Raw genomic sequence first — 16299 nt, forward strand, 5'->3', positions numbered from 1 at the left:
TCCGGTGCCGGACATCAGGACCCGGCGGCGTCCAGGGCGGCCAGATAACCGAAGACCAGGCCGGGGCCGATAGTCCCGCCGGGGCCCGGATAGGTGTGGCCCATGACGGGAGCGCTGGCGTTTCCGGCGGCGTAGAGGCCCTCGATGATCGAGCCTTCCTCGCGCAGGACGCGGGCGGCGGTGTCGGTGACGAGGCCGCCCTTGGTGCCTAGGTCGCCGGGGACCAGTTTGGCGGCGTAGTACGGACCCTGTTCCAGGGCACCGAGATTCGGGTTCGGCTGGTGGCGAGGATCGCCGTAGTACCGGTCGTAGGCGCTTTCGCCGCGCCCGAAATCTTCGTCCTTGCCGGTGTGGGCGAAGGTGTTGAAGCGCGTGATCGTGGCTTGAAGGTTGTCGGCGGGGACATCGATCTGCGCGGCCAGGTCCGCGAGCGAGTTCGCCCGGGCGAGGATGCCGGCCTTGAACCAGCGGCCGGGCAGCGGCTGGCGGGGCGGCAGGCCCGCGAAGAGATACCTGTTGCGGTAGCGCTGGTCGAAAATCAGCCAGGCGGGCAGGTTTTCGGCGGGCCCGGCGCCCTGTCCGTTCTCGCCGCCGTACATGTGGTGGGTCGCCTCGACGTACGGGAGGGATTCGTTCATGAAGCGCTCGGCGCGGTCGTTGACGATGAGGCTGCCGGGCAGATTGCGTTCGGCGAGGCAGAACCAGGGCTGACGGGGTAGCGGGATGGACGGCCCCCACCAGGCGTCATCCATGAATTGCACTGCCGCGCCCGCTGATTGCCCCGCGCGGATACCGTCTCCGGTATTCGATGCGGCGCCGACGGTCCAGTCGGTGGTGATCGGGTCGCGCTGATACTGCTTGCGCATGGCCTCGTTCTTCTCGAACCCGCCGGCGGCGATCACGACGCCGCGCCCGGCGGTGAGCACCTGCTCGATACCGTTGCGCCGCACCACAACACCGGTGACCCGGCCGTCCTGAACCTGAAGATCGAGCAGCGGAGTATCGAGCCACAGCGGCACCCGCGCCTCGAGCAGACCGGCGCGCAGCATGGCGCTCAGCGCCTGACCGCGCGCGAGCAGATGCTGCCGCAGCACCTGCGCCTTCGCCCAGCGCGCACCGATGCGCAGTACGCGCAGCGGCGCGCGCGGATTGCGCAGTCCCAGGTGGAACTGCCGGAAGTCGGCCTGGGTGGCGACGAAGTTCTTCGCCGCGGCCACGTAGTCGGGTTCGAGTGTGGCCAGTTCCGCGCCGAGTCCCTTGGCGTCGAACGGTTTCGGCTCGACGGACCGGCCGTGCGCCCGGCCGCCGGGGGCCTCCGGGTAGTAGTCGGAGTAGCCGGGCACCCATTGCAGATCCAAGGCCGAATGCGCCGTGAGGAAGTCGAGGGCTTCGGGCCCGCGATCGATATAGGTGTCGATCCGCCCGGCATCGCCGTATTCACCGACAATGCTGATGAGGTAGGTGCGGGCGGCCTCGATATCGTCGGCCGGAGCCTGCCGCCGGAGCACCGAGTTGCCGGGGATCCACACTCCCCCGCCGGACCGGGCGGTGGATCCGCCCCAGTGCCCGGACTTTTCGATGATCACGGTGGACAGCCCGTGGTGTGCGGCGGTGAGGGCGGCTGCCATGCCCGCCGCACCGGATCCGACGACGATCAGGTCGAAGGTGTCGGCATTATCGTTGTGCTGCATATTCTTCGAATCCTTTACAAAAAGCGGTGCGGCGTCAGCTGCCGGCGCGCCAGCGGTCGTCGAGCACGGCGCTGAGCGCCCCTTCGACGCACAACAGCAGCGACGCCGCCCGATTACTCGGGTTGCGCAGCCACTGCAGGTAGCCGAATTCCGCCGCCGCGAGCATCAGATGCACGAGCAGGCCGGGATTGCTGTCCACGTCCGGATCACGTGACATGCGTTGCGCGACAAGCTCGACCAGCCGGGTGCGATGCTCCGGGGTGATCAGCGCGACGCGGTCGAGCAGATGCGGCGCCGTCCGGAAGGCGGCCCGCCACTGTTCGAGATCGGCCGCGGACAGCGTGGTGGACCGGGTTTGAATGGCCTGTGCGAGCGCCACATCCGCGGCCTCGTCACCGGGACGCTCCTCGAGCAGCGTGGCAATGCCCGCGCCGCCCTCGCGCACCGGGTCCAGCAGCAGATCCTCCTTGCTGCGCACATGCCGGAAATAGGTGCTCGGCGAGATACCCGCGGCGGCGGCGATCTGCTCGGTGGTCACCTCGTCGAATCCCTTGTCTGCGAACAGCTCGAAGGCTGCCCGCTGGATCTCGGATCGAATCTGACGTCGTTGCCGCTCACGTAGTGACATCGGCCTGCCTCCTACTGCTGCGCGGACACAGGAGAGCTTGTCCTCGTGTACCAGCCGCGCAGTGACAGTATCTGCGTATGTGACAGTTACTGTCAAGAAGATGGCTACTGTCATCACTAAGGACACAGCGATAGCCCTACTTCCCAAGGTCGAGAGGGTCTAGCCGAGTCCCCGGCGGGCGATCGCGCCCAGGGGGCTGAGGTCGAGGTCGCCGGAGGCCTCGGTCCAGCCGGTGGCGCGCAGTTCGTTCGGCGAGCTGATGCCGAGCGCGTCGTGCAGGCCGATGGCCGCGGAGCGGGCGAGTTCCATGAGGCGGCTGGGCGGAATGGGCCAGAGCAGGGAGCGGCGCCAGTTCTCGATCTCGTGCCGCACCACCGGGGCGGACCAGCCGAGTTCGCGCAGCCGCTGGGCCGCCGCCTCCGGAATCGGTTCTGCCAGATAGTAATTGCCGGTGAGCTCGGCGGAAAGTTTGATGTCGAACTGCTGGAACTGAACGTATCGGTTACCGGCCGCCGTTATGACGAGCGTGGCGCGAGAAGGTAATTCCTGCAGACATCGCGCCAGTGCCTGCACAAACGCGTCCCAGTCGGAAGTTACTAATGCCTCGTCTTGCCCCCGGGTGCCCATCGAGGCCGATCATACGCCGTCGAATCTTTCCGGTCACCGAATAATTCTGGCGCACTTGCGCTTCGGCGGGAGTCGCGGCCCCGTCGACCGAAAACGGCCGCGACCCCCAGCTGACAGGCCTACCGGCGGTGGTTCACCGCGCCGAGGACGGCAACCGGAGTGCAACCGACGAGCCGGGCGGTGCGTTCATCCGCCGTGAAACTATGGCGTGCAACGAATTCCCGAACCTGAACGCGCATCGTCTCGAACACCGACACCGACGGCGTGATCGGCAGCACCGACGAAACTGCGCTCATTGCACTCCTCCTCGCGAATTTCCTTCTCCTGTCAGGCCATTGTTCCAAGCAAAAGCCCAGGTGGCCGTAAATACCCCGTGAATATCTCCGCACGAGGGCGGGGATTCGCGCATAGATATCCCGAGCTCCGCCGTCCAGAATTCTCCTGGGTTATCGATTTCGGCGGTATCGGAGCGACTCCGCCGCGGCCACTGCGCCTGTGACGGTTGCCACCCGGCCGATAAGGTGAGACGATTCGACCATAACTCTCTCATCCTGTCGGGCTGTGGCGCCCGGACAGGACAGTGATCAAAGGAGATCACCATGACCGCCGCCGTCGCGCCGATCGATCATGCGTCCAGAGCAGCCCGCCCCGAGCGCCGCCCGTTCGACCCGGACACCCGCATCTGGGCGGACACCGGTCTCATCACCTTCTCCCTGACCGCCGGCTCGGCCTTCCTGCTGCAGACCATGGAACCGACCATTGCCGCGGTCGTGGACGAGCACTCCACCTTCCGCACCGATCCGCTGGGCCGCGCCTTCCGCAGCATCGCCTCGGTCATGATGTGGATCTACGGCGGTGACGAAGCCCTCGCCGAGGCCGACCGGCTGCGCGTCATGCACGCGAGCCTCAACACCACCGATGCGCACGGGGTGAAGCATCAGGCGCTGTCCTCCGGACCGTGGGCGTGGGTGCTGCACACCGCGATCCACGCGTTCACCGAGGGCAATCGGTACTTCTCCACCGAGAAGCTCACCGAGGCCGACAAGGAGTCGTACTACCAGGAGGTGGTGCAGCTCATGCGCAATTTCTCGGTGGCGCCCAAGGAGATTCCCGCGACCTACGCCGAATGGGAGCCGTGGTTCCAGGACCAGGTCGAAAACCACCTCGTGGCAACCACTGTCGCCGAGGACTACCTGCGGGTCATTCGAAAGATCGCGCCGCCCAAGCAGATTCCGCCGCCGCTGCGGCCGGTCTGGCGGGCCGCGACCAGCCCGATCGGGAAGCTGCAGTACTTCTTCACCGTCGGCACCACCCCCGAGATCATTCGCGAGAAACTCGGCCTCACCTGGACCGAGAGCGATGAGCGCACCCTGCGCGCCCTCGGCTGGGTCATCGGCCGGACCGTCCCCGTCTTGCCGGAGCGCATTCGCTACTTCCCCATCGCCTATGAGGCGCGCCGGCTCGAGCGTGACCGCGCTCGCCTGCGCAAGATCATCGATCTGCGCCCGATGTAAACGGCACATCGCCCTGTCCGCCCGGCGCGGAGGCACTCCGCCGCGAGCATGCCGGGCGGACGGGGCCGCGCCTGCACCCCGTTTCCTGGGGCTGGTTTGCGGCGGCGATTCGCACCAAGGTCACTATGGTGATCATGCGGATGGTGTTGTGGCGGGCCCTGGTCGGCGTGCTGCTGGTGGCGGGGGTTGTGGCTTTACCGGCTCGGGCCGGGGCGGATCCGGCGTTCCAGTGGCGGCAGGAGTACATCACCGCGCCGGATGGGACGCGGCTGCACGCGGATGTGCTGCGGCCGGTGGGGATCGCCGATGATGTGAAGACCCCGGTGATCATGACGGTCAGTCCGTATCGGGCACATCTGGCGTATCTCAGCGAGCCTCGGCTCAAGGGCGGGCCGTCCATCGTGGATCTCGATGTGGGGATGTTCCTGGGTGCGGGGTACACGTATGTGATCGTCGATCTGCGCGGGTTCGGCGGATCGAACGGGTGCCCGGATTTCGGCGGGCCGGGCGAACGGTCCGATGTGAAGACGGCCGTCGAGTGGGCGGCGGGGCAGTCCTGGTCCACCGGCAAGGTCGGGCTGGTGGGCACCTCGTACGAGGCGTGGACCGGATTGATGGGTCTGGCGGAGAAGCCTGCGGGGCTGGCGGCGGTGGCGGCGTTCGAGCCGGTGGTCGATCCGAACGCGTACCTGTACATGCAGGGGATCGCGTGGAAGTTCTCCGGAAAGCCGGTCACCGAAACCGGTGTGCGGCCATCGGATCTCGCGGGGTTCGAGCATCTGCTCATCGCCTCTACGCCGGGGCGGCCCGATGATTCACCCGAGTACCAGGCGAATGCGGTGAGCATCGACCCCGCGTGTTACGCGAATTACGTCAAGGAAATCACCGATCACGATGACTCCTCGGCGTTCTGGCAGGACCGGGATCTGGTGGCGAAGCTGCGCGGGAACACCATTCCGCTGTTCCTCGGGCAGGGGTTCATCGACTACAACACCAAGGCGGATCGGGTCTTCCAGCTGTGGAACGGTCTCGGGCCGGGTGAACACAAGGCGTGGTTCGGGCAGTGGGGGCACCGAACGTGCGAAACACAGTGCGGTACCCCGCAATTCACCTCCGAACTGCTCGGATTCTTCGATCACCTGGTGGCGGGCAAGGATGCGCCGGCGCCCGGGCCGCGGATCACCGTCGGCCAGTTCGACGGTAAGTACCGTTCGGAGACGGCGTGGCCGCCCGCCGACAGCCGACCGGTGCCCGTCGATCTGCGCACCGGGGTCTACACCGACCGGGGTCTGGTACCCGGGGCGGATCGCGAAATCTGGTCTGTCAGTCAGCCTTTGGCGCAGGATCAGCATCTCTCTGGAATCACCACGGCGGCCCTGACACTGGATGCGCCGCCGCAGACCACGGTGGCGCTGGAGATGTACGACATCGCTCCGGACGGGCTGGCCACCGTCATCACGCGCGGTATCGCACCGGCGACGGCCGATACGCAACTGCGCCTGCTGGCGCAGGATTGGCCGCTCAGCGCCGGGCATCGCATCGGGTTCCGGATCACCGATGTGGTCGACGATATTTGGGCGCATCCACCGGCATTCGCGAAGGTCACGGTGAACTCGGCCCGGGTGCAGCTGCCGCTGCTCACCGGAATTCGGACCCCCGACCTGCCCGGCGGCGTCTCCGACGGCATCCCGAAGTGGCATAACGAGAAGTCCGTCCCGCTGCCCGCCGATCTGCTGAACAATGCGACGGTGACCGTCGACTTCCCGCCCCGGACAGGCTAGGCGACCGATGACCCGCACCGTATCCGCCGCCGCACCCACCGTGGACGACGCCACCGCCGAACGGCTGGCCGCCGCCCTGCGCTGCGCCACCGTCTCCCGCGAGGACCGCACCGAGACCGATCCGGCCGAATTCGACCGTCTCACCACCCATCTCGAACACTGCTTCCCCCTCGTCCACACCCATCTCGAATGCGAAACCTTCGGCCACAGCCGCCTCTACCGCTGGGCCGGGGCCTCCGCCGGCACGGGCAGTGCCGAGCAGGTGAGCGCAATTCTGCTGGCGCATATGGATGTGGTGCCGGTGGATGACGAGTCGGGGTGGACGCATCCGCCGTTCGCGGGGGTGGTCGATGACGAATTCATCTGGGGGCGTGGGGCTATCGATGACAAGAGCCGGGTGATGGCGATACTCGAAGCGGTCGAGGGCGCATTGGAGGCGGGGGTACGGCCCAGGGGCACGGTGTATTTGGCGTTCGGGCATGACGAAGAGGTGTTCGGCGAGGGCGGGGCCGGGCGGATGTCGGCGCGGCTGCGAGATGCGGGAGTCCGTGCCGAACTGCTGATCGACGAGGGTGGTGTGATCACCACGGGTGTGGCGGCCGGAGTGGCGCAGCCGGTGGCCACGATCATGGTGGGCGAGAAGGGTTTCGCGACGGTGCGGCTGTCGGTCAGCGCGGTGGGCGGGCATTCGTCCATGCCGGGACGGCAGACGGCGGTCGGACAGCTGGCGCGGGCGGTGGCGCGGATTCAGGATCATCCGTTTCCGCTGCGATTGACGCCCGTGACGCTCGACATGCTGGCGCGCCTGCGGAGTGTCGTCTCGGAGCCGCGGCGCACACTGCTCGGCGCGGTGGGCTGGGCCGGGCCCGCGGTCGCGCGGGTGCTGGCGGCGCAGCCGACCACCGAGGCGCTGGTGCGCACCACCACGGCGCCGACGATGATCCGCGGCGGCGTCAAACCCAATGTGCTGCCGCAGCGCGCCGAGGCCTACGTGAATTTCCGTATCCTGCCCGGTGATTCGGTCGCCGATGTGCTGACCCACTGCCGTCGTGTGGTCCGCGACAAGCACATCTCCATCGAGCTGTCCGGCACCGCCTCCGAACCCTCTCCCGATCCCGCCGCCGGCCCCGCCTTCGAACTCATCGCCGACCTGACGCGCGAGGTGGTGCCGGGTGTCGCGGTCACCGTCGGCATCGTCCCCGGCGCGACCGACGCCCGCTACTACGACGATCTCGCCGCCACCCGCTGCAATTTCGCGCCCATCATCCTCACCGCCGCCGATCTGGCGCGCATTCACGGCACCGACGAGCGCATCTCCCGCGCCAACTACGCCCGCCTGATCACCTTCAACCGCCTCCTCATCGACCACCTCGCCCAGTCCTGACCGCCGCGTTGCTCGCCTCGTCCGATGTAAGGGGCGACGGGAGGGGTGGTGGTGCGCGAGAATAGCCCGGCCGGTACGCGACAATTCGGGCTGAGCATCGTGCGGTACCGAGGCCCGCCAGCGTGACGACACCTATCCCATCGAGAGGGAGCGACGATGACCCGAAACGAGACCGGCGAATTCCAGGGCACTGGCGGACGGGTGTTCTGGCAGGCCTGGCTGCCGGAGGGCGATCCGCGGGCCGTGGCCGTGATCGTGCACGGGTATGCCGAGCATTCGGGGCGCTATGCCCATGTGGCGAAGCGGCTGAACGATGCCGGGATCGCGGCGTACGCGCTGGACCACATCGGGCACGGCCGGTCCGCCGGCGGGAACGCGAATATCGAATCGCTCGACGGGGCCGCCGACAATGTGCGGACGCTGCTGGACCTGGCCTCCGGGGAACACCCGGGGCTGCCGCGCTTCGTCATCGGGCACAGCATGGGCGGGCTCACCACCGCCTACCTGGCGACCCGCGCGCCCCTGGACGTGACCGGCGTCGTGCTCTCGGGTCCGGCGATCGTGATCCCCGCAGGCAATGTGGTGCAGCGGACCCTCGCACCGTTCGTCTCCCGCTTCCTGCCGAATCTGCCCGTGCTGAAACTGGATTCGTCGCTGGTGAGCCGCGATCCGGAGGTGGTGCGGGCCTACGACTCCGATCCGCTGGTCCATCACGGCGGGGTCCCCGCCCGCACCGGCGGTGAGATGCTGCGCGCCGGCACCTTTGTGCTGTCGCATCTCGATCAGCTGACCGCCCCGCTGCTCGTGCAGCACGGCGCCGCCGACGGTCTGGCCTCCCCTACGGGCGCCGATCTGCTCGAACGGGATGCCGCGTCGAAGGACAAGACGGTCATCCGCTACCCCGGCCTGTTCCACGAGATCTACAACGAGCCCGAGCAGGACAAGGTGCTCACCGACCTGGTGAACTGGCTCGACGCGCACATTCCGGCCTAGCCACGCGGAGAAAATAGCCGACGGTCACGGGGCAACCCGTGGCACAGTCGGTTGACGTGACCGACTATCGCACACTCAACCGCGACAATTGGGATGACCGTGCGCCGTTGCACGCCGCCTCCGCGGACTACGGACTGAACCGATTCCGCACCGATACCAGCTTCCTCAGCGATGTCGTCCGCTTCGACCTGCCACGCCTCGGGGACATTCGCGGACTGCGCGGGGTGCACCTGCAGTGCCATATCGGCACCGACACACTCTCGCTGGCCCGGCTCGGCGCGGATATGACCGGCCTCGACTTCTCCCCCGCCTCGCTGGCGGAGGCCCGCGCGCTGGCCGAGAGCAACAGCACCGCAATCGAATACGTCGAAGCCGATGTCTACGATGCCGCGGAGGTGCTGGGCGCCGGGCAATTCGATCTGGTCTTCACCGGTATCGGCGCGCTGTGCTGGCTGCCCGATATCCGGCGCTGGGCCGATACCGTCGCCGAGCTGCTGCGACCCGGCGGGCGGCTGTTCCTGCGCGAGGGGCATCCGGTGCTGTGGTCGATCGACGAGTCCCGGCCCGACCATCTGACCATCGGGTATCCGTATTTCGAAACCCCCGAACCGATGGTCTTCGCCGAAGCCGGCACCTACGTCGAGACGACCGGCGAGATCACCAGCACTGTCACCCACGAGTGGAATCATGGGCTCGGTCAGATCGTGGGAGCGCTGCTGACCGCCGGACTGACCCTCACCGAACTGGTCGAACACGACAGCGTGCCCTGGGAGGCGCTGCCCGGCCGCATGTTTCGCGATGAGGGCGGCGAATGGCGGCTCACCCAGCATCCCGAACGCCTACCGCTGTCCTATACCTTGCAAGCCCGTAAGGAACCCCGATGAACGAAGAACTCATTCCCATCCTGCGCGTGGCCGATGCCGCCGCCGCGGTCCGCTGGTACGAGCGCCTCGGCTTCGTCAAGGAGTCGGAGCATCGCTTCGAACCCCACCTGCCCGCCTTCGTCGGCATCGCCCGCGGGCCCGTCCGCATCTTCCTGTCCGAACACCTCGGCGACGCCCGGCCCGACACTCTCGTGTACCTGCGCGTCCGCAATGTGGACGAGGTGGCAAAGGAATTCGGCGTCACGCCCGAGGAAGCCCCCTGGGGTCGCGAAATCGAACTCCGCGACCCCGACAGCAACCGCCTCCGCATCGGCACCCCTCCCTGGTAACCCCGGAGCCCACTGCGCTCCAAGATCACCAGGAAGCTGTGGCGGCATTTCGCGGGTAACCGCCGCCACCAGTTCCTGGTCGATGCCATGAGTCGCCGCGCCCGACGACCACGGGAACCGGGTGTGCGCCTGGCGCGTCCAAGTGAGTAAGCGAGGGGAGGACTCCGGTGGATCCGAATATGCTGCGCCGCAGTGCGCAACAGGCCCAGCAGGGGGCGCGGGACGAGGGGCTGCGGATTTCGCAGGGTGGGGTCGATCCGGACTACATCCAGCAGTTGGAGGATTTCGCCGGGTTCTCCCATACGGAGATCTATGAGCGCGTGCAGGCGATGGATCCCGGTGCGATGCATGCGCATGCCGGGGTGTGGGTGGGGATCGCGGACAATCTCTCGGGAGCGGTGAACGGCCTGTACACCACGGTGCAGGGCGCGCTGGCGGACGGAATGCGGGGGCATACGGCCGCGGCCGCCGATACGGCGGCAAGGGAATTCGTGCGATGGGCACTGGACGTGACCGAGATCGCGCACAGCACCGGGCATCGCATCCTGGCGGCCGCATACGGCGCCGAGGCCGTGCGCAGAAGCGTTCCCCCACCGCCGATTCCCCCGCAGTCCAACAGCTCCGATCGGCTCGCGCCCTACATCGCACTGATGACCGGCCTCCCCGCACCCGGTGACGCGCACCAGTACGAGGCGGCCTGCAAAGAGCAGCACCAACTGGCTCTGGCGGCGCTCGAAGCCAATTACGTCCCGACGTATCCGCCTGCGGGGTCGGGTGTCCCGGCCTTCGGAGCGGGCGGAGCAGTGGGTGGGGAGACGGTCTCCGAGGCCGCCCCGGTCGCGAACGTGAGTTCACTACGACACGACTCCCCGCGCTCGAACTACGCCGTAGCGCCGGTCAGCCAGAACTCCGCGCGCCATGACGGCACGGTCAGCTCCGACAGCAACGAAAACCCCGATACCGCAGCGAACTCCGCAGACTCAACGCTCGCCGGCAACCCGAACCAGCAGTCCGGTCAGCAGTCAGGCGGCCGTACCGGCGACACGAATAACACTGGAGCACAGTCCGTTCAGGACCAGAAGCCCCAGCCGGCCTATTCGGACCCGGATTCCCCGATCCGCGATACCGACCTCTCCACCAAACCCGCGAATATCGATGACCGCGCCCTGTCCCCACTCACACACATCGTTCCGAACAGACCAGGATCACCGGGCTACCCCGGCGGCTCCCCCACCCCGGGCTACCCCGGCGGCTCCCCCACCCCGGGCGGCCCCGGCGCCAGCTACCCAGCCCCACCCACCTCCGGAACTCCCTCCACACCAGCACTTTCCAGCACACTCACCCGACCACCAGGACCACAGCCGGCCGGAATCTCCGGCATGTACCCACCCGCAGGCCGCGGCGCCTCCGACGCCGACAGCACCCACCGCACCCCCGAATGGCTGATCCGAAACCGCGAACAGGAACTCCTCGGCGCCCCACCCCCAACCGTCCCCGCCGTCCTAGGAGCCGACTTCCCCGCAGCCCGAACAGATCTCACCCACACCGACGCCCCACCTGAACTACCGATCCTCCGCCGAGTCGACACACCTCCGACCTGAACCGCACAGCCCGCCTGAGCATCGAACAATGCGTAGACGAGCTGTGCAAGCAGGGACGCAAGCTGTGCGATCGGGACGCAAGCTGTGCGATCAGGACGCAAGCTGTGCGATCAGGACGCAAGCTGTGCGATCAGGACGCAAGCTGTGCGATGTCTGACGACACTGCCCGATGTGCGAAACCACACTCGGTGGCAGGCGGAGCGGGTCAGCCGCCGAAGACCCTCTCCACCACTGTTTTCGCGCGACGGGTGACACGCATGTAGTGGTCGAGGAATTCGCTGCCGTCGTCATTGGGCCAGCCGGCCACGCGGGCTACGGCCGATAGTAGGAGGCCCGGGCCGGGGAGTTGGTCGGCGGGTTTGCCGCGGACCAGGACCAGGGCGTTGCGGGCCTTGGTGGCGGTGAGCCAGGCGTCGCGCAGGAGTGCCACATCGGCGGCGTCGATGAGTTCCGCGGCTTCGATGACGTCCAGGGATTCGAGGGTGGAGGTGTTGTGCAGGGCGGGGACCTCGTGGGCGTGCTGCAGCTGCAGGAGCTGCACCGTCCATTCGATATCGGCGAGGCCGCCGCGGCCGAGTTTGGTGTGGGTGGCCGGGTTCGCGCCGCGCGGCAGCCGTTCGGCGTCGACACGCGCCTTGATGCGGCGGATTTCGCGCACGCCCTCGGGCGACATGCCCCCGGCCGGATAGCGCACCGGGTCGACGGTGTGCAGGAAGCGCACACCCAGCTCCGGATCACCGGCCACCTGGCGAGCCCGCAGCAGCGCCTGGACCTCCCAGGACTGCGCCCACTGCTGGTAGTAGGCGGCATAGGCCGCCAGCGTGCGCACCAGCGCGCCATTGCGACCCTCCGGCCGCAGTCCGGCATCGACCTGCAGCGGCGGATCGGTGCTGGGCGCACCCAGCAGCCGCTGCACCTGCTCGGCGACGCCGATGGCCCATTTCACGGCGACGGTCTCGTCCACACCGGGCCGCGGATCGCAGACGAACAGCACATCGGCGTCCGAGCCGTAGCCCAGTTCCTTGCCGCCGAGCCGGCCCATACCGATGACCGCGAAGTCGGCGGGCTGCGGTCCGCTGGCCCGAATCACCGCCTGCAGTGCGGCTTCCAGCGTCGCGATCCACACCGAGGACAGCGCCTTGCACACCTGCTGCACATCGAGCATGCCCAGCACATCCGCGGAGGCGACGCGCGCCAGTTCGTGCCTGCGCAGCGAGCGCGCGGTCGCCACCGCACGCCGGGGTTCGTCGTAACGACTTGCGCCCGAAAGGATTCCGCGCGCGACATCACCGACATCCGGGGCCAGCAGCAGCGGCCCGTTCGGTCCGTCGGCGTACATGCGAATGGTCTCGGGCGCATTGATGAGCAGGTCCGGCAGATACGCCGAGGAGCCGAGCACGATCATCAAACGCTGTGCGATGGCCCCTTCGTCGCGAAGCTCACGCAGGAACCAGATCTCATTGTCCAGGCCCTCGGACACCCGCCGGTAGGCGAGCAGTCCGGCATCGGGATTCGGTGTCTCGCCGAGCCATTCGAGCAGGGTCGGCAGCAGCAGCGCCTGAATCCGCCCCTTGCGCCCGACCTCACCGGTGAGCGCCTTCAGATGCCCCAGCGCATTCTCCGGCGCGGCATAACCCAGTGCCGCCAACTGCCGCACGGCCGCCGCCGGACTCAACCGCAGCGAGTCGGCGTCCAGGCGCGCCACCGATTCCAGCAGCGGGCGATAGAAGAGTTTGGCGTGCAATCGCCGCACCCGCACCGCATTGCGCCGGATCTCGCTGCTGAGCACGCCGACCGCATCCTGCCGGCCGTCGGGCCGCATATGCGCGGCCCGGGCCAGCCAGCGCATGCCCTCCTCGTCATCGGGGGCGGGCAGGGTGTGGGTGCGCTTGAGCCGCTGCAGCTGCAGCCGGTGTTCGAGCAGGCGCAGGAATTCGTAGGAGGCGGTCAGATTGGCGGAATCGTCCCGGCCGATATAGCCCCGCGCCGCCAGCGCCGCCAGCGATTCGACGGTGCCCTGAGTGTGCAGGGTCTCGTCCGCCTTGCCGTGCACCAATTGCAGCAGCTGCACCGCGAATTCGACGTCTCGCAGGCTGCCGTGCCCGAGTTTGAGCTCTCGCTCCCGCATATCGGCGGGCACCAGATCTTCGACGCGGCGGCGCATGGCCTGCACATCGGCGACGAAGTCGGGGCGCTCGGACGCCGCCCACACCATGGGCATGAGCGCGGCCTGATACTGCCGCCCCAATTCCAGATCGCCTGTGGCGGGCCGCATTTTGAGCAGCGCCTGGAATTCCCAGGTCCGCGCCCAGCGCTTGTAGTAGGCGATATGCGATTCGAGGGTGCGCACCAGCGCACCCGCCTTGCCCTCGGGCCGCAGTCCGGCATCGACCTCGAAGAAGGCGGCCCCGCCCACACTCATCGTTTCGGCGGCCAGGCGGGTGGCGGTGGTGTCGGCGGGCTCGGCGACGAAGATGACATCCACGTCGGAGACGTAATTCAGTTCCCGCGCACCGCATTTGCCCATGGCGATGACGGCCAGCCGCACCGGCACCTCACGATCGACGCACACCCGCGCCACGGCCACCGAGAGCGCGGCGGTCAGTGCGGCATCGGCGAGATCGGTGAGATGCCAGCCCACCTGCTGGTACGGCAATACCGGTTCGTTCTCGACGGTGGCGGCCAGATCGATGGCGGCCAGCAGCATGAGCTGATCGCGATACCGCTTGCGCAGCAGGGCAACTGCCTCCGGGCCCGCGATACCGGCGCGGAACAGCATGGGCCCGGCATCGGCGCCCGTCTCCGGCTGCGCGTGCACCGCCTCGAGGAGCTCGGTGAGCACCTCCTCGCGCGAGGGCAACTCGGGCCGCCGCAGCAATCGCCAGGCGACCGGATCGGCCACCAGATGATCGGCGAACGCACTCGACGACCCGATCAGCGCGAACAGCCGCCCGCGCAGCGCGGTCTCCGCGCGCAATGCGGAATCCAGCTCACCCCAATCGCTTCCGAGCTGCTCCCGCAAACGCATGAGCGTCGTCAGCGCCAGATCGGCATCGGGCGAGCGCGACAGCGCCCACAGCAGTGGAACACTCTCGACGTTGTCCCACGCCAATTCTCGAAGTGAATCGGCAGCCGACGGCTCGAGCAAACCGAGCCGTCCGACACCCGGGACAGCGGAACGAGCAGTCGGTGGCCGGACCATTCCATCAAATTACATGTCACGTTCCACCGGCGTATCGGCGAACCCGCCGATAACGGACATCGTGGCCGAGCCGACGCCGATGCGACGACCACCCGAAGTCATGGTGGCGGACGAAGACCCGCTCACCACCCCGGCACGACCAGCTCGTCATCCCGGCATGCTTGTGGCCGGGATCTCCGATGATGGGTGGATCCCGGCCAAATGCACGCCGGGATTACGGGGCTCACGCCGGAATGGCGAGGCCTACAGCCCGAGGTATTCCTTCAGCTCGTACGGCGTCACCTGGTTGCGGTAGCCCGCCCACTCGCGGCGCTTGTTGCGCAGGAAGAAGTCGAAGACGTGCTCGCCGAGGGTTTCGGCGACCAGTTCGGACTTCTCCATGTTCTTGAGCGCCTCGTCGAGGCTGGCGGGCAGCTCGCGGAAGCCCATGGCGCGGCGCTCGGCGGCGGTCAGCGACCACACGTCGTCCTCCGCCTCCGGGGGCAGCGTGTAGCCCTTCTCGATACCGCGCAGACCGGCGGCCAGGATCACCGCGAAGGCCAGGTACGGGTTGCAGGCGCTGTCGGGGCTGCGGACCTCGACACGGCGCGAGGACGACTTGTTCGGCGTGTACATCGGAACACGAACGAGCGCCGAGCGATTCGACCGTCCCCAGGAGGCGGCGGTCGGGGCCTCGCCACCGTGGATGAGCCGCTTGTAGGAGTTCACCCACTGGTTGGTCACCGCGCTGATCTCGTGCGCATGCTCGAGAATGCCCGCGATGAACGCGCGTGCGGTCTCCGACAGGTTGATCGGGTCATCGGGATCGTGGAAGGCGTTCTGCTCGCCCTCGAACAGGCTCATATGCGTGTGCATGGCCGAACCCGGGTGCTCGGCGAAGGGCTTGGGCATGAAGGTGGCCCGCACGCCCTCGTCGATCGCCACCTCCTTGATCAGGTAGCGGAAGGTCATCACGTTGTCGGCCATGGACAGCGCATCCGCGTACCGCAGGTCGATCTCTTGCTGGCCGGGCGCGCCCTCGTGATGGCTGAACTCGACGGAGATGCCCATCGACTCCAGCGCGTCGATGGCGTGCCTGCGGAAGTTCGGCGCCTCGTCGTGCACGGTCTGGTCGAAGAAACCGCCCTGATCGACCGGCGTCGGCATAGAGCCGTCCATCGGGCCGTTCTTGAGCAGGAAGAATTCGATCTCCGGGTGCACATAGCAGCTGAAGCCCAGGTCAGCGGCCTTGTTCAGCTGCCGGCGCAGCACGTGCCGCGGATCCGCCCAGGACGGTGAACCGTCCGGCATGGCGATATCGCAGAACATGCGCGCGGAATGCTGATGCCCCTTGGAGGTGGACCACGGCAGGATCTGGAAGGTCGACGGGTCCGGTCGTGCCACCATGTCCGCCTCGGATACCCGGGCAAACCCCTCGATGGCCGAACCGTCGAAGCCGATGCCCTCCTCGAAGGCGCCCTCGAGCTCGGCGGGCGCGATGGCCACCGACTTGAGATAGCCCAGGACATCGGTGAACCAGAGGCGCACGAAACGAATATCGCGCTCTTCGAGCGTGCGGAGGACGAATTCCTTCTGACGGTCCATGACCGCGAGCGTAAGCACCCGGAGTTAAATCCGTGTTACATGAATGACTCCAACTCTCGGAGACTCCCAGGAACTGCGCCC

General features: G+C 67.6%; 13 protein-coding genes. 7 read left to right on the forward strand and 6 right to left on the reverse strand.

Annotated elements, in window-relative coordinates; genetic code table 11:
• Nucleotides 1-14: 14 nt before the first annotated feature.
• The 4 genes from kstD to OG326_RS33835 all read right to left on the reverse strand — a co-directional run bounded on the left by kstD (nucleotide 15) and on the right by OG326_RS33835 (nucleotide 3242).
• A complete protein-coding gene (kstD, locus tag OG326_RS33820) occupies nucleotides 15-1691 on the reverse strand; it encodes a 3-oxosteroid 1-dehydrogenase (protein WP_327141187.1) in 1677 nt (558 codons plus the stop codon).
• A 34-nt stretch (nucleotides 1692-1725) separates the two neighbouring features.
• Complete coding sequence (locus tag OG326_RS33825) at nucleotides 1726-2319, reverse strand: TetR/AcrR family transcriptional regulator (RefSeq protein ID WP_327141188.1); 594 nt, start codon at nucleotides 2317-2319, stop codon at nucleotides 1726-1728.
• Between the two features lie 159 nt (nucleotides 2320-2478).
• Nucleotides 2479-2946 carry a TY-Chap domain-containing protein gene (locus tag OG326_RS33830; RefSeq protein WP_327141189.1) on the reverse strand — a complete coding sequence of 156 codons (468 nt, stop codon included), beginning with the start codon at nucleotides 2944-2946 and terminating at the stop codon, nucleotides 2479-2481.
• Nucleotides 2947-3065: 119 nt separating this feature from the next.
• Complete coding sequence (locus tag OG326_RS33835; protein ID WP_327141190.1) at nucleotides 3066-3242, reverse strand: hypothetical protein; 177 nt, start codon at nucleotides 3240-3242, stop codon at nucleotides 3066-3068.
• Nucleotides 3243-3545: 303 nt separating this feature from the next.
• Here OG326_RS33835 and OG326_RS33840 point away from each other — a divergent pair, with 303 nt between their 5' ends.
• From OG326_RS33840 to OG326_RS33870, 7 genes are all read left to right on the forward strand, one after another.
• Complete coding sequence (locus OG326_RS33840) at nucleotides 3546-4460, forward strand: oxygenase MpaB family protein (RefSeq protein ID WP_327141191.1); 915 nt, start codon at nucleotides 3546-3548, stop codon at nucleotides 4458-4460.
• Between the two features lie 134 nt (nucleotides 4461-4594).
• Nucleotides 4595-6241, forward strand: a complete 1647-nt coding sequence (locus OG326_RS33845; RefSeq protein WP_327141192.1) for a CocE/NonD family hydrolase — start codon at nucleotides 4595-4597, stop codon at nucleotides 6239-6241.
• Nucleotides 6242-6248: 7 nt separating this feature from the next.
• Nucleotides 6249-7625, forward strand: a complete 1377-nt coding sequence (locus OG326_RS33850; protein WP_327141193.1) for a M20/M25/M40 family metallo-hydrolase — start codon at nucleotides 6249-6251, stop codon at nucleotides 7623-7625.
• Nucleotides 7626-7781: 156 nt separating this feature from the next.
• Nucleotides 7782-8618, forward strand: a complete 837-nt coding sequence (locus OG326_RS33855) for an alpha/beta hydrolase (RefSeq protein WP_327141194.1) — start codon at nucleotides 7782-7784, stop codon at nucleotides 8616-8618.
• A gap of 56 nt (nucleotides 8619-8674) precedes the next feature.
• Complete coding sequence (locus OG326_RS33860; protein WP_327141195.1) at nucleotides 8675-9502, forward strand: class I SAM-dependent methyltransferase; 828 nt, start codon at nucleotides 8675-8677, stop codon at nucleotides 9500-9502.
• Nucleotides 9499-9831: a glyoxalase superfamily protein gene (locus tag OG326_RS33865; protein WP_327141196.1), complete on the forward strand. Its 333-nt coding sequence runs from the start codon at nucleotides 9499-9501 to the stop codon at nucleotides 9829-9831. Before OG326_RS33860 ends, OG326_RS33865 begins: the two co-directional genes overlap by 4 nt.
• A 167-nt stretch (nucleotides 9832-9998) precedes the next feature.
• Nucleotides 9999-11432 (forward strand): hypothetical protein, encoded by a 1434-nt coding sequence (locus OG326_RS33870; RefSeq protein WP_327141197.1) that lies wholly within the window; start codon nucleotides 9999-10001, stop codon nucleotides 11430-11432.
• A gap of 205 nt (nucleotides 11433-11637) precedes the next feature.
• Here OG326_RS33870 and OG326_RS33875 read toward each other — a convergent pair whose 3' ends face one another.
• A complete protein-coding gene (locus tag OG326_RS33875) occupies nucleotides 11638-14634 on the reverse strand; it encodes a bifunctional [glutamine synthetase] adenylyltransferase/[glutamine synthetase]-adenylyl-L-tyrosine phosphorylase (protein WP_327141198.1) in 2997 nt (998 codons plus the stop codon).
• Nucleotides 14635-14877: 243 nt separating this feature from the next.
• Nucleotides 14878-16218, reverse strand: coding sequence for a glutamine synthetase family protein (locus tag OG326_RS33880; RefSeq protein ID WP_327141199.1), 1341 nt, complete (start codon nucleotides 16216-16218; stop codon nucleotides 14878-14880).
• Nucleotides 16219-16299 lie beyond the last annotated feature (81 nt).

This window comes from Nocardia sp. NBC_01327 (assembly GCF_035958815.1).
Taxonomy (GTDB): Bacteria; Actinomycetota; Actinomycetes; order Mycobacteriales; family Mycobacteriaceae; genus Nocardia.

Coding starts and splice junctions, on each gene's coding strand:
- OG326_RS33880 (WP_327141199.1), bottom strand. CDS start 16,218: ATGGACCGTCAGAAGGAATTCGTCCTCCGCACGCTCGAAGAGCGCGAT.
- OG326_RS33835 (WP_327141190.1), bottom strand. CDS start 3,242: ATGAGCGCAGTTTCGTCGGTGCTGCCGATCACGCCGTCGGTGTCGGTG.
- OG326_RS33845 (WP_327141192.1), top strand. CDS start 4,595: ATGCGGATGGTGTTGTGGCGGGCCCTGGTCGGCGTGCTGCTGGTGGCG.
- OG326_RS33875 (WP_327141198.1), bottom strand. CDS start 14,634: ATGGTCCGGCCACCGACTGCTCGTTCCGCTGTCCCGGGTGTCGGACGG.
- OG326_RS33830 (WP_327141189.1), bottom strand. CDS start 2,946: ATGGGCACCCGGGGGCAAGACGAGGCATTAGTAACTTCCGACTGGGAC.
- OG326_RS33865 (WP_327141196.1), top strand. CDS start 9,499: ATGAACGAAGAACTCATTCCCATCCTGCGCGTGGCCGATGCCGCCGCC.
- OG326_RS33840 (WP_327141191.1), top strand. CDS start 3,546: ATGACCGCCGCCGTCGCGCCGATCGATCATGCGTCCAGAGCAGCCCGC.
- OG326_RS33850 (WP_327141193.1), top strand. CDS start 6,249: ATGACCCGCACCGTATCCGCCGCCGCACCCACCGTGGACGACGCCACC.
- kstD (WP_327141187.1), bottom strand. CDS start 1,691: ATGCAGCACAACGATAATGCCGACACCTTCGACCTGATCGTCGTCGGA.
- OG326_RS33855 (WP_327141194.1), top strand. CDS start 7,782: ATGACCCGAAACGAGACCGGCGAATTCCAGGGCACTGGCGGACGGGTG.
- OG326_RS33825 (WP_327141188.1), bottom strand. CDS start 2,319: ATGTCACTACGTGAGCGGCAACGACGTCAGATTCGATCCGAGATCCAG.